Source organism: Uliginosibacterium gangwonense DSM 18521 (genome assembly GCF_000373965.1).
Taxonomy (GTDB): Bacteria; Pseudomonadota; Gammaproteobacteria; order Burkholderiales; family Rhodocyclaceae; genus Uliginosibacterium; species Uliginosibacterium gangwonense.
This window is the reverse complement of record NZ_KB892834.1, coordinates 383,703-396,456: the sequence shown is the minus strand read 5'-3', so window position 1 is coordinate 396,456 and position 12,754 is coordinate 383,703. Positions and strand designations below refer to the sequence as shown.

14 protein-coding genes are annotated in these 12,754 nt (G+C 61.3%); 4 read left to right on the top strand and 10 right to left on the bottom strand.

What is annotated here, in order from left to right:
• Positions 1 to 67 precede the first annotated feature (67 nt).
• Complete coding sequence (locus B145_RS0101820; RefSeq protein ID WP_157288222.1) at positions 68 to 586, top strand: hypothetical protein; 519 nt, start codon at positions 68 to 70, stop codon at positions 584 to 586.
• A 48-nt stretch (positions 587 to 634) separates the two neighbouring features.
• Here the strand turns inward: B145_RS0101820 and gloA are convergent, their stop codons facing one another.
• From gloA to glyQ, 6 genes are all read right to left on the bottom strand, one after another.
• A complete protein-coding gene (gloA, locus tag B145_RS0101815; RefSeq protein WP_018604762.1) occupies positions 635 to 1,018 on the bottom strand; it encodes a lactoylglutathione lyase in 384 nt (127 codons plus the stop codon).
• Positions 1,019 to 1,029: 11 nt separating this feature from the next.
• On the bottom strand, positions 1,030 to 1,776 hold the full coding sequence (locus B145_RS0101810; RefSeq protein ID WP_018604761.1) for a M48 family metallopeptidase: 747 nt from the start codon (positions 1,774 to 1,776) through the stop codon (positions 1,030 to 1,032).
• Between the two features lie 6 nt (positions 1,777 to 1,782).
• Positions 1,783 to 2,523, bottom strand: coding sequence for a lysophospholipid acyltransferase family protein (locus B145_RS0101805; RefSeq protein WP_245541813.1), 741 nt, complete (start codon positions 2,521 to 2,523; stop codon positions 1,783 to 1,785).
• Between the two features lie 46 nt (positions 2,524 to 2,569).
• On the bottom strand, positions 2,570 to 3,112 hold the full coding sequence (gmhB, locus tag B145_RS0101800; protein ID WP_018604759.1) for a D-glycero-beta-D-manno-heptose 1,7-bisphosphate 7-phosphatase: 543 nt from the start codon (positions 3,110 to 3,112) through the stop codon (positions 2,570 to 2,572).
• 62 nt (positions 3,113 to 3,174) lie between these two features.
• Complete coding sequence (gene glyS, locus B145_RS0101795) at positions 3,175 to 5,274, bottom strand: glycine--tRNA ligase subunit beta (protein WP_018604757.1); 2,100 nt, start codon at positions 5,272 to 5,274, stop codon at positions 3,175 to 3,177.
• Positions 5,275 to 5,276: 2 nt separating this feature from the next.
• On the bottom strand, positions 5,277 to 6,218 hold the full coding sequence (gene glyQ / locus B145_RS0101790) for a glycine--tRNA ligase subunit alpha (protein ID WP_018604756.1): 942 nt from the start codon (positions 6,216 to 6,218) through the stop codon (positions 5,277 to 5,279).
• Between the two features lie 229 nt (positions 6,219 to 6,447).
• Here glyQ and B145_RS24045 point away from each other — a divergent pair, with 229 nt between their 5' ends.
• Together B145_RS24045 and B145_RS0101780 are read left to right on the top strand one after the other, a co-directional pair.
• On the top strand, positions 6,448 to 7,347 hold the full coding sequence (locus B145_RS24045; RefSeq protein WP_018604754.1) for a hypothetical protein: 900 nt from the start codon (positions 6,448 to 6,450) through the stop codon (positions 7,345 to 7,347).
• A gap of 76 nt (positions 7,348 to 7,423) precedes the next feature.
• On the top strand, positions 7,424 to 7,885 hold the full coding sequence (locus tag B145_RS0101780; RefSeq protein ID WP_018604753.1) for a DUF3291 domain-containing protein: 462 nt from the start codon (positions 7,424 to 7,426) through the stop codon (positions 7,883 to 7,885).
• On the opposite strand, the gene lnt is transcribed toward B145_RS0101780, so the two are convergent.
• On the bottom strand, positions 7,873 to 9,369 hold the full coding sequence (lnt, locus tag B145_RS0101775; protein WP_018604751.1) for an apolipoprotein N-acyltransferase: 1,497 nt from the start codon (positions 9,367 to 9,369) through the stop codon (positions 7,873 to 7,875). The two genes, B145_RS0101780 and lnt, sit on opposite strands and share 13 nt — an antisense overlap.
• Positions 9,370 to 9,494: 125 nt before the next feature.
• On the opposite strand from lnt, the gene B145_RS0101770 reads away from it, so the two are divergent.
• The gene (locus tag B145_RS0101770) at positions 9,495 to 10,061 is read left to right on the top strand and encodes a DJ-1/PfpI family protein (protein WP_026258735.1); all 567 of its coding nucleotides are present in this window, start codon (positions 9,495 to 9,497) and stop codon (positions 10,059 to 10,061) included.
• A gap of 9 nt (positions 10,062 to 10,070) precedes the next feature.
• Here the strand turns inward: B145_RS0101770 and B145_RS0101765 are convergent, their stop codons facing one another.
• The 3 genes from B145_RS0101765 to B145_RS0101755 form a co-directional block, all read right to left on the bottom strand.
• Positions 10,071 to 10,904 carry a CorC family transporter gene (locus tag B145_RS0101765; RefSeq protein ID WP_018604747.1) on the bottom strand — a complete coding sequence of 278 codons (834 nt, stop codon included), beginning with the start codon at positions 10,902 to 10,904 and terminating at the stop codon, positions 10,071 to 10,073.
• A 44-nt stretch (positions 10,905 to 10,948) separates the two neighbouring features.
• On the bottom strand, positions 10,949 to 11,422 hold the full coding sequence (gene ybeY, locus B145_RS0101760; RefSeq protein WP_018604745.1) for an rRNA maturation RNase YbeY: 474 nt from the start codon (positions 11,420 to 11,422) through the stop codon (positions 10,949 to 10,951).
• Between the two features lie 154 nt (positions 11,423 to 11,576).
• Positions 11,577 to 12,749, bottom strand: coding sequence for a heme biosynthesis HemY N-terminal domain-containing protein (locus B145_RS0101755; protein ID WP_018604744.1), 1,173 nt, complete (start codon positions 12,747 to 12,749; stop codon positions 11,577 to 11,579).
• Positions 12,750 to 12,754: the final 5 nt, after the last annotated feature.

The following is a 12,754-nucleotide window of genomic DNA, read 5'->3' as shown; positions in this document are numbered from 1 at the left end:
CCCTTAGGGGCAATTGACAGCCCCTCAGTTGCTGTCGAACGAACAGGTCAATAGGCAGGAGTGAAAAATGAGATTCTGGAACGGTGTCGTCATGTACTCCCCCCGCACCCCTGACTATTACGCCATCCCAGGGACCGACCACTGTGTGTTCCGCCTCATGCACAAACATGGCGATGTGCAGGCCTGGAACCTGTACTGGCTGACCAAGCCGGGCATTGACCTGGTGCCGATCTACGCCGACAGCTGGCACGACTACTACCACCCCTTCACGGGCGAGGAGACCCGCGCCTTCTACGAAGCGCTCGACACCCCCGTGCTCAACAACCTGACCCTGGCCACCATCGTTGCCCAGCCACCGCGCGAAGCCATCCGCCTGCTTTGCCGGGCCCGGCTTGAAAACACCCGCTTTTACCAGTATCCGGGAGGCGAGCAATGGCGCGCCACCATGCTCGGCCGCCTGTTCCTGGCAGAACGGCTGGCTGGGCCGGAAGGCGTCAGGCCGCAAGAGGCCGATGTGGTGGATTTCGGCAAGGAGCTGCTGCGCCGAGGGCGCGGAACTTATCCACAGACCAAGCGGCCCGCTTGATTGCATATGCGCGAAGCCTCCTGGTGATATGCCAGGAGGCGTGTGTCATTAAGCAGCTTGAATCAGCTCAATCTTGTAACCATCCGGGTCTTGCACAAAGGCGATGACGGTGGTGCCGTGCTTCATCGGCCCGGCTTCGCGTGTGACCACGCCACCACGGGCCTTGATTTCGGCACAGGCGGCGTAGGCGTCGGGCACGGCTACCGCGAGGTGGCCGAAGCCGGTGCCCAGTTCGTATTTATCCACACCGTAGTTGTAGGTCAGTTCAATGACGGCGCCGTCCTTTTCGTCGCCATAGCCGACGAAGACGTTGGTGAATTTGCCTTCCGGATAATCAGACTTGCGGATCACCCGCATGCCCAGCACTTCAGTGTAGAACTTGATGGAGCGGTCCAGATCGCCGACCCGTATCATGGTGTGCAGAATGCGCATGTGAGTACCTTTCAGAACGTGGGGATGATTTTGTGGGCATGCCGAAGGGCTGCTTTCGGCGCTTCGTAGTCTGGCATGATAGCCGCCACCACCGCCCAGAAGCGTGGCGAGTGATTCATTTCTACCAGATGAGCCATTTCGTGGGCGACCACGTAATCGATCTGGGCCGGGGGCAGGTGGATGAGCCGCCAGTTGAGCCGGATGCCTGAGTGGCGCGAGCAGCTTCCCCAGCGCGTGCGGGCGTTGGACAGCCGTAGCGGGGGCAGCGCAAGCCCCGGTGCGAAGCGGTCCAGAATGTAGGCGTATTCTTCCAGGCGCCCCTGGAAATAATCCAGCGCGTAGCGTTGCAGGCCTCGCAGCAACACTGCCTGTGCGTCTTCCATGCGCCGCAGGAGCAGGCGCAGCTCACGGGCCTCGAAGCCTTCTACCCAATGAGCACGGTTTGCACCGGCAAGCAAGGTCACGCGACAAGGTTGCCCAAGAATTGGAAATTGCGAGCCATCTGCGACCTGTGTGGGTTCTGCGGGTGCGCGGGTGGCGTGGGTATCGAGCTTTTCGAAGATCCAGGCGGCGCGCTCATGCATGAAGGCTTCCGCATCGCGCAGGCTGGCCCGCAGGGGAAGGGTCACCGTCAGCCCACGGGAATCAATGGTCAGCCCCAAGGTGCGGCGCGAACTGCGGCGCAGGGTGAATTCCAGCTCCCGCCCGCCCAGCCGGATCACCCGGCGTTCAGCCTCTCCAGCAGATGAGCGCGGCATGCGGTCTTAACGGGCCTCAACGCCGGGCGTGTAGTTCATCCGGCTGCGTTGCCCTGCGTAGTGGTGAGGGAAGAGACGGCGCATTTCACCTTCAATCCAGGCTTCTGCCTCGGCACTGACCTGCTCAGGCGTGCGCCCGACGGTGGAGATCGCGGGGCCGATGCTGACCACGATTTCGCCAGGGTACTTCAGAATGGCGTTGCGCGGCCAGAATTCGCCCGCATTGTGCGCAACCGGTACAACCGCTACACCAGCCGCCACGGCCAGGCTTGGGCCGCCAATCTTGTAGCGCTTTTGCCCGCCAACCGGGGCGCGGGTGCCTTCCGGGAAGACCACCACCGAATAACCTTCAGAGAGGCGTTGTTTGCCATCCTCAACGACCTGACGCAGTGCATCCTTGCCCGCAGAGCGGTCAATCGACACGATGGGCAGGCGTGAGAGCCCCCAGCCGAAGAAGGGAATCCACAGCAGCTCGCGCTTGAGCACGTAGGTGATGGGCGGGAAGATATCCAGAAAGGCAATCGTCTCCCAGGCTGATTGGTGCTTGGAGAGGATCACGCTGGCACCGGCGGGCAGGTTCTCATACCCGAGCACCTTGCTGCGGATGCCCAGGGTGGCGCGTATCATGGGCATGATCACGTAGCGCGCCCACCATGCAGCCAGCCGGTAACGCCGGTCTATCGGTACAAACATCAGCAGTGACATGACCCCCATGAACGGGAATAGCAATGTCAGTATTGCTGTCATGAATATAAGCGAGCGCAGCAAAGCCTTCATCGTACAAAAAGCCTAATCAAGTCTTGTGAAGCAGTATGTGCCGGGTGACTGCAGCAAGATCGGGGCACACTTTCACACCAGCGGGCAGCGCGGGGTCTTCGGAGGTTTTCTGGCCCTTACCGGTGAGCACCAGATAAGGGGTGCAGCCGACGGCCAAGCCTGCCTGGATATCCCGCATGCTGTCTCCGACCGTCGGCACGTCTTTGAGTTCAACATTGAAGCGTTCGGCAATCTGGTAGAACATGCCCGGCTTGGGCTTGCGGCAATTGCAGGGCGAATCTGCCGGGTGCGGGCAGAAGAAGATCGCGTCAATACGCCCGCCGACCTGATTGACCGCCTTGATCATCTTGTCGTTGATGGCGTTGAGCGTGTCCATGTCAAATAGCCCTCGGCCTACCCCGCTCTGATTGGTGGCGACCACCACGCGATAGCCTGCGCCATCGAGCTTGGCGATGGCCTCCAGGCTACCGGGGATCGGCTTCCATTCATCGGGTGACTTGATGAACTGGGCAGAGTCGTAATTGATCACACCGTCACGATCAAGAATGATCAGTTTCATAGGTTTTCCTCCCAGTACATTCTCAGGGGATGCGGCACGCCGCCCCCCTGGTCCCTGAGGTATCAGGCAGACAGCTTGGCCAGCTCGGCCACGCGATTCATCAGCCCATACAGGCGGTTGAGCAGCGCCTGCCGGTTGGCGCGCAGCGCGGCATCCTCGGCGTTGACCATCACCGCGTCAAAGAAGGCATCCACAGGCGTGCGCAAAGCGGCCAGGGCTTGCAGCGACACGGTGTAGTCCCCGGCCTCGTAGGCGGCGTCGGCCTTCGGCGCGATTTCGCCCAGCGTGGCAAACAGCGCCTTTTCCGCGTCCTCGGCAAGCAGGGCAGGCTTCACCTCGGTCGGCAGCTCACCCTCGATCTTCTTGAGGATATTACCCACGCGCTTGTTGGCGGCGGCCAATGCTGCCGCTTCGGGCAGGGCAGCAAAGGCGCGCACGGCGGTCAGGCGCTTGGCAACGTCACCCAGGCGCTGCGGGCGCAGGGCCAGCACGGCGTCCACTTCCTGTGCAGTGTAGCCTTGTTCGCGCAGGCTGCCAGCGAGGCGGTCGAAGATGAAATCGGCCAGCGCCGGGGTGGCATCCTTGATCAGGCCGCCAAATGCACCGGCTGCTTCCTGCAGCAATGCTTCCAGCGACAGGGGCAGGTCACCTTCAATGAGCATGCGGATCACGCCCAGCGCGTGGCGGCGCAGTGCAAACGGGTCTTTGTCGCCTGTCGGAATCTGGCCGATGCCGAACATCCCCACCAGGGTTTCGAGCTTGTCGGCCAGCGCCACGACCACACCCACCGGGTTACGCGGCAACGCGTCGCCCGCAAAGCGAGGCTTGTAGTGGTCTTCAATCGCGTCGGCCACCACCTCGCCCAGGCCATCATGCTTGGCGTAGTAGCCGCCCATGATGCCTTGCAGCTCGGGGAATTCACCCACCATGTCGGTGAGCAGGTCGGCCTTCGCCAATTGAGCGGCGGTGTCGGCTGCCTGGGCATCCACGCCCAGCTTGGCGGCAATGGCGCGGGCAATGGCACGCACGCGTTCCATGCGCTCGCCCTGAGTGCCGAGCTTGTTGTGATAGACCACCTTGGCCAGCCCCTCAACGCGGGAGGCGAGCGACTTCTTGCGATCCTGGTCAAAGAAGAACTTCGCATCAGCCAAGCGCGGGCGCACCACGCGTTCATTCCCCTGGATCACAGCACTGGCGTCATCAGGGCGGATGTTGGAGACGATCAGGAACTTGTTGGTGAGCTTGCCAGCGGTATCCAGCAGCGGGAAATACTTCTGGTTGGCCTTCATGGTGAGGATCAGACATTCCTGCGGCACGGCCAGGAATTCCGTCTCGAACTGGCCAATCACCACATTCGGGCGTTCAACCAGTGCGGTGACTTCGTCGAGCAGGGCTTCGTCTTCAATGGCACGCGCCCCACCGCCCACCTTGGCGGCTGCGGTAGCAATCTGGCGGACGATTTCGGCGCGGCGTTCGGCAAAGCTGGCGATCACCGCACCTTCTTCACGCAACTGGGCGGCGTAGCTGTCGGCATCCTTGATCGACACTACAGGCTTGGCCGCTTCAAAGCGGTGCCCCAGCGTTTCACGCCCGGCCTTCAGGCCCAGCACGGCGATATCCACCACATCAGCCCCATGCAGGGCGATCAGTTTGTGAGCAGGGCGCACGAAACTGACGGTGGTCCAGCCGTCTTGCAACTGGTAGCCCATCACCTTGGGGATGGGAAGCTTGGTGAGTGCTTCCTCCAGGGCTTTTTGCAGCCCGGCAGCCAGGGCCACGCCCGGTTGTACGGAGTCAAAGAACAGCGCCTCGGCCTTGCCTTCGCCCACATGCTTGAGGCCCGCCACGGCACTCGCGTCCGCACCCAGCGAAGCAAGCTTCTTGAGTAGCGCCGGGGTGGCCGCACCATTGGCGTCCAGCCCCACGGCCACGGGCATCAGCTTTTGCGAGATCGGCTTGTCAGCGGCGCGATCTGCCACATTCGCCACCTGTACCGCCAAGCGGCGGGGCGAGGCGAAACTGGTGACGACAGCATCCGCAGCGGCCAGCCCCTGTGCCTTGAGGCTATCAGCCAACACGCCGGAAAACGCTTCACCCAGGCGCTTCAGAGCCTTGGGCGGGAGTTCTTCAACAAACAGCTCAACGAGAAGATTCTTGTTCATGATTACTCTGCCTCCTTCTTGGGGAGGTCTGCCACCCATTCGCGTGGTGCCATCGGGAAGCCCAGGCGTTCGCGGCTTTCCAGATAGGCAGCGGCCACGCTGCGGGCCAGGTTGCGGATGCGGCCAATGTAGGCGGCACGCTCGGTCACCGAGATTGCGCCGCGCGCATCCAGCAGGTTAAAGGTGTGCGCAGCCTTGAGCACCTGTTCGTAAGCGGGCAGGGCCAGCTTCTGTTCCATCAAATGCTTGGCGTTGCCCTCGTAGTCGCCAAAGTGGCGGAACAGGGCTTCGGCATTGCTGTGCTCGAAGTTGTAGGTGGACTGCTCCACTTCGTTCTGGTGGAACACATCGCCGTACTTGAGCACGCGGGTTTGACCATTCTCTTCCCAGGTCGTCCACACCAGATCGAAGACGTTCTCCACCCCTTGCAGGTACATGGCCAGCCGTTCGATCCCGTAGGTGATTTCCCCGGTGATCGGCTTGCAGTCAATGCCGCCCACTTGCTGGAAGTAGGTGAACTGGGTGACTTCCATGCCGTTGAGCCAGACTTCCCAGCCCAGGCCCCAAGCGCCCAGCGTGGGGTTTTCCCAGTCGTCTTCCACGAAGCGCACGTCGTTCTTTTTCAGGTCAAAGCCCAGCGCTTCCAGCGAACCCAGGTAGAGGTCGAGGATGTTTTCCGGCGCGGGCTTGAGCACCACCTGGAACTGGTAGTAGTGCTGCATCCGGTTGGGGTTTTCGCCGTAGCGGCCGTCCTTGGGGCGGCGGCTGGGTTGCACGTAGGCCGCACGCCAGGGCTCGGGGCCGATGGCGCGCAAGAAGGTGGCAGTGTGGCTGGTGCCCGCGCCGACTTCCATATCGTAAGGCTGCAACAGCGCGCAGCCACGGCTGCCCCAGTAAGACTGGAGCTTGAGGATGATGTCCTGAAAGCTAGGTTTGGTGCTCATGGTCGGAGGCTCAACCCGCAGCGCCTCAGCGGCGCCCGGCACGATAATCGGAAAGCCTGTGATTTTACAGACAAGTGCACCACTTCGTCGCGTAATTCGCATGCCTCTGCGTCACTTCGTGCGATCTGACGTTCGGCGGCCGCTTCCAGAACGTATCGACTACCATCCTGTCTGTATCTGATTCTGCTTATGGTCTGTAGAGATTGTGTGTAATTTCCGACGCCTTATCGTGGTTTTTCTGCTGCTTTTTGCCGCCAGAAGCGTGTTTGCCCAAGGGGCGACCAGTTTTGTCTATCCGGCGCCGGAGAACCCCGATGACCAACGCCACACCTATTATTGGGAATTGTTGGATGCCGCCCTGGCGGCGAACCAGGATCGTTTCGGCCCCTACCACCTGAGTGCCTACGACGCCCCGATGAACTATAGCCGGGCCATCGCCGAGGTAGAAACCGGCAAGGGGCGCGTCAACATCGTGGCCCGGGCGACCAACCTGGACCTGGAACGGCGCCTGTTACCCATCTCCATCCCACTCGACAAGGGGCTGCTGGGGTTTCGCATCTTCATGATCCGCAAGGAATCCCAGGCGGCTTTGAGCAAGGTGCATAAACTCGATGAACTCAAGCACTTCCGCCAGGGCATGTCGCCCCAGTGGACCGATGCGCGGATCATGGCCCAGTTGGGGTTTCCGCTGGAATTGCAGGAGAATTACGAGAACCTCTTCCGCATGCTCACGGCCAAGCGTTTTGATCTGCTCTCTCGGGGCATCAATGAGGTGGGTGCGGAATTGAAGGCACATGCTGATGCCATGCCGGAGTTGGTGGTGGAGAAAGATCTGCTGTTGCACTACCCCATGCCGCGTTACTTTTTTGTACCGCGTACCGAGGCGGGCCGCCAGATGGCCCACCGCATTGAAGACGGCCTGATGCGCCTGCGCCGCAGCGGGGAATTCGAGCGCCGCTATCAGGCCTACAAAAAAGCCGTGCTGGCTGGCGTCCACATTACCGGGCGCCGGGTGTTTGAACTGGGCAACCCGGAACTCTCCGCCCTGGCGCCGCTGGATGACCCCTATTGGTGGGAGACACTGCACGCCGAATTAAAAGACACTGTTGGCAAGTCCCCAGCCAGATAGGATTGCTGGGAGCTGACGTATGATAAGAAGATGGATGCATTGATCCATCATCACAAATCAAAACAGAGTCTTCAACATGACCACCTATCATCTTGCCCAACTGAATATCGCCACCATGCGAGACTCGCTCGAATCACCTGTCATGGCCGACTTCGTGGCTAATCTTGACCGTATCAATTATCTGGCCGAGGCGTTCCCCGGATTTATCTGGAGACTCCGGGATGAAGAGGGGGATGCTACCGCCATAAGACCTTTTGGCGATAAGGTTTTGGTGAATCTATCGGTGTGGCAGGATGTTGCTTCTCTCAAGGAGTATGCCTTCAAGTCTGCACACGTGGAGATTATGAAGCGGCGCCGTGAGTGGTTTGAACGTATGCAGGACGCGTATGCGGCATTATGGTGGGTGCCCCAGGCGCATGTGCCGACGGTTGCTGAGGCCGCTGAGCGTCTGGATTTTCTACGCAGCAACGGCCCTTCGCAACGGGCTTTTAATTTCAGTCAGGCTTTTCCACCGCCTGCGGCGGGTCAGGTGGCCTGAGCGGTTTTACGCTTGGGTAAGCATGCAAACCCCAGCATGCCGATGACCCATGCGATCACCGGCCAGTTGGCCCAGCGCACATAGGGCGTCAGCCCGGTGTAGCCGGTCACGTTCTGTTGCAGGGCGCCTGCGGTGAATGCGGGCAACACGCTGGTGACGGTGCCATCCGGGGCGACCACGGCGGTCATGCCCGTGTTGGTGGCGCGCAGCATCGGGCGCCCGGTTTCCATCGCCCGCATCCGGGCCATCTGCAAATGCTGAGGCTGGGCGTGGGAGTCGCCATACCAGGCCAGATTCGACATATTCAGCAACAGCCCCGCCTTGGGAACGGCATGCAGGAGTTCTTCGCCAAACACGTCTTCGTAGCAGATGTTGATGGCAATCTGCTGCCCGTCGATCTGTATCGGGGCCTGATCCTTGGCGCCCCGGGTCTGGTCAGACATGGGAATGCTGGCCAGTTGGTAGAACCAGTCGAACATGGGCGGGGAGTATTCGCCAAACGGCACCAGATGGCTCTTGTGGTAGACCTGCTCGGGCGCGGTGCCCAGGCTGGCCGCGCTGTTGTAGATCTTTTTGCCATCGCGGGTGAAAACGCCAAAGATGAGGTCGGCGCCATGCTTGGCAACGGATTCGCGCATGGCATCCAGATAGCCTTGGGGCAGGTGCTCGATCAGCAAGGGCAGCGTGGTTTCCGGTAGTACGACAAGGCGCGCCTGTTGCTGCTTGTCCACCATCGAGTAATTCAGATTCAGCCACTGCATCAACTGCTCGGGCTGCCACTTCAGGTCTTGGGGAATGTTGGTTTGCAGCAGCGCCACTTCAATCGGCTTGCCTTGTGGCTGCGTCCAGGCCACCCAGCGCAGCCCGCCACCGGCCACCAGCACAACCAGCAATGCCACCACGGGCCAGCACAGCAGACGCAGGCGGTCTGCCGTTTGCGTGCGCCACACCTTGACCAGCATTGCCAGCAGGGCGGCCATGGCGGCGAGCAGGAAGCTCAAGCCATACACGCCGAAGATCGGCGCCCAGCCTGCCAGCGGGCTGGGGGAAGTCTGGGTGTAGCCGATGGCCAGCCAGGGGAAACCGGTAAAGATGGTGCCGCGCAGCAGTTCCCCTGCGGTCCACCCAGCGGCGGCCAGGGTGCTGTCAAACCAAAGGTTGTCGCGCCGCAGGCGTGCATACAGCCCGGCCGCCAGGGCGGGGTAGAGTGCCAGATAGGAGCAGAACAGCAAGAGCATGAATGCCGAAATGGGGGCCGGGATGCCACCGTAGCGATGCAGGGCCACATACAGCCAGCCGACTCCGGCACAAAACGCTCCGATGCCCCAGACGAGGCCGGTGGCAAACGCCCGCCGCGTGGACACGCCATCGATGGCCCACCACAGCAGCGCCAGACAGACAAAGGCCAGCGGCCAGACGCCGAAGGGGGCAAAGGCAAACACACTGGCCGCCCCGGCCAGCAGGGCAATGAGCAATCGTTGCATGGTTGAGTGGTGAAACCGGAGGAAGCCCGTACTGTATAGGAGGTTTGTAGAGTTGATGTGACGATTGTCGGTGGATTGCGATTTTGCCCCTTGAGCGTGGTGTGCAAATGCGGGAATATCCGACCATGAGCAAGATAGTGTGTTTCTATTACGACAATTTCGCCGATTTTGAGATCACCCTGGCCTTCCATAAGTTCCGTCAGGTCGGGCAGCGCGAGATTGTGGGGGTGGCGTATCGCCGCGAGGTGGTCCGAAGTGAGTCCGGGCTGGGCTTCATGCCGGATGCCACCGTGCAGGGGGCGATGGCCTTTGAAGACGTGGACGCGCTCATCATCCCCGGCGGCCCGATTCAGCCGCCTGAACCTGGCATCCTTGAGCTGATCCAGACGGGGTATGCCAAGGGCTGGATCATCGCTGCCATCTGCAACGGCCCCCACTATCTGGCGCGTGCCGGCCTGCTCGATACCCACACCTATACCACCACCTGCACGCCAGAGTCTGCTGTCCGCGCCGGGATTGCCGACCCCTTCCCCCGCAAGCATTACCGTGAGGAAAGGGTGGTAGCGGATCGCCAGCTCATCACCGCCAAGGGGCGGGCCTTCGTGGATTTTTCGATGACCCTGTTTGAGCGGCTGGGCATCTACGCGGATGACGCAGAAAGACTGCGTCTGTGGCAGGACATTCGCGGCTAGAACTGCCGTCTAGGCATCCTCTACGGGGATGCGTTCGACCAGCAGGGTCAGCACACGGCGGCCATCGGCCCGCAGAACCTTGAAGCCCAGGCCGTCGATCACCACACTTTCGCCCCGTTGAGGCACGTGGCCGAGGTGGGCGATGACCAGCCCGCCTATCGTATCCACCTCGCTGGATTCGATCTGGCAACCAAAGGACTCGTTGAAGGACGCGATGTCGGTGCCTGCCTTGACGCGATAGCGCCCAAGCTGATCGGCCACGATGTTTCCGGCGGTCTCGTCGAAATCGTATTCGTCCTCAATATCGCCGACGATCTGCTCCAGCACGTCCTCAATCGTGATCAGGCCGGAGATGCCGCCATACTCATCCACCACCAGGGCCATATGGTTGTGGCTGATGCGGAATTCGCGCAGCAACACATTCAGGCGCTTGCTCTCGGGGATGAAGACGGCGGGGCGCAGCACTTCGCGGAGTTGGAATTGTGTTTTGCCCACGGCACGCAGCAAATCCTTGGCCAGCAGGATGCCCAGCACGTCGTCCTTGTCGTTCCCCACCACGGGAAAGCGGGAGTGGGCGGTGCGCATGGCAAATTCGATGACATCTTCGATCTTGTCATCCAGATGCACCACATCCATGCGGGCACGCGGGATCATCACATCGCGCACCTGGATGTCCGATACGTTCAGCGCCCCTTCGATGATGAAGAGTGCATCGGCATCGAACACGTGTCGTTCAAACGCAGTATGCAATTGCTGCATGAGGGTTTCACGCCCCTCAGGCTCACGCCCGAGCAGGGCGATCAGACGGTCTACGAGTGTGGGGCGACTACTGTCAGGTTCCATGAAAGGGATTTAGCAAGAATTCGGCCAAAGGCTTTGGCACGCGGTTAGTGCCCATCCAGGGCGTAGGGGTCGGGCAAGCCCAGCGCCGCCATGATTTCACGTTCCTCGGCCTCCATCTGCTCGGCTTCCTCATCGGTTTCGTGATCCCAACCTTGCAGGTGGAGCATGCCGTGGATGATGAGGTGCGCGGTGTGGGTTTCAAGCGATTTGCCCTGATCCAGTGCCTCACGCTCCACCACGGGCCAGCACAGCACCAAGTCCCCCATCAGGACCGGTTCGGTCTCGTAAGGGAAAGAAAGCACATTGGTGGCGTAATCCTTGTGGCGATAGTTGGCATTCAACTCCCGCCCTTCGGCGGTGTCGACAAAGCAGATCGCCACCTGGGCGGCACCGGGCTCAACCGCACGCACCCACTGGCGGATCTGCGCCCGCGTGGGTTGCTTATCCGCCTTGAAGGTGTACCGGACGGACAGATCAAGCCGCCGAACAGGCTTGGCGTCCTGATTGGGTATAGGCATTTGGAATGTGCAGGATCAAGAATGCTGCCGATGATCCCGCACTTGGTGGGCAGAAGTCAAACATCCAAAGAGGTGGGGCAGGGGGCAAAGCGATGTTTTCCTTGTCACCGCAGGGGCCTTGGCAGCCCTTGCCTGGGGGATTGTTGCTGCTGCCTCATGCCCCCAGCGCTGCGGCTTCCTTGTAGTGCATATTGGCCTGCTCTGTCTGCTCCAGGTTCTCGGCCAGCCGGGCCAGTTCCAGGTGGGCCGAACGGGATGGCGCAATCGACAGCGAAGCCTCAAAGTAGCTCTGCGCCTTGCCCCAGAGCTGACCACGCAGGCACAGGCGCCCCAGGGTCAGGAGCAGGCTGGCGTCATCCGGGTGCTCACGCAGCCAGGATTCCGCCGCCGCCAGTTGGGCACGCAAGTCCTTGGATTTGCAGCGGCCATACAAGGCAGCCAGATCGGATTCCCAGTTCTCTTTGAGTGTTTCTTCGATCACCGTGTGGGCCAGTTCCTCATCCCCCGCGCCGATCAGATAGGGCACTGCGCGGGCGAGGAAGCCTGGGTCACTCCGGTCTGCGGTAGGCAGTGATTGCCAGACCCGCTGCAGGCCGGGGAGGTCACCTTCCGCCTCGCGCAACTGCTCAATCGCAGCGCGACGGATCAAGGGGGCGGCCTGATCGGGTGACAAGGCGCTGTACTTGCGCAACTGGCGGGCCAGCCGCGCCACTTCATCCCAACGCCCGCGCCCCTGCTCAACTTGCAAGGACAGGCGCAGCGTGGCGATATGGCGCTGGCCGTGGCTGCGCAAAACTTCCAGAATCTGGGCCGCGTCTTCGTAGCGCCGGTCTGCCGTGGCGAGTTCTGCTTCGAGCATCAGGCGGGCGTAGCGCAACTCCTTGTCATGCTTGCTGGCTTCATTGAGCCAGCGGCTACGGGTGTCGGCATTGTGCATGGCATGCGCAGCCCGGGCGGCCAGCAGGGCGGCGATGCCTGGATAGGCCACGTCTGGGTAGGATTTTTCGGCCTGCCGCAAGGCCTGACCAAAGCGCCCTTCGTAGAACAGCCGGGCAGAATCGCACAGGGCATGGGCCGCATTGGTGAGCCGACGTTCCCGCCGGAAGGCCGCGACGGCGGCAGGCAGGGCCAGCGTATGAGCCACCGCACGGGTCAGCGCATACAGACCGGCGAAGACGGCAACCGTGAGCAGCGCCAACAGGTTGATGGAAATCTGCACGCGGTACGGCGACCAGACGAACAGCGCATAGGCATCGTTGTAGCTGGCCAACAAGGCCAGCCCGACAGCCAGGGTGAAAAGCCCAAGAATCCAGAGTATCAGTTTCATACCGG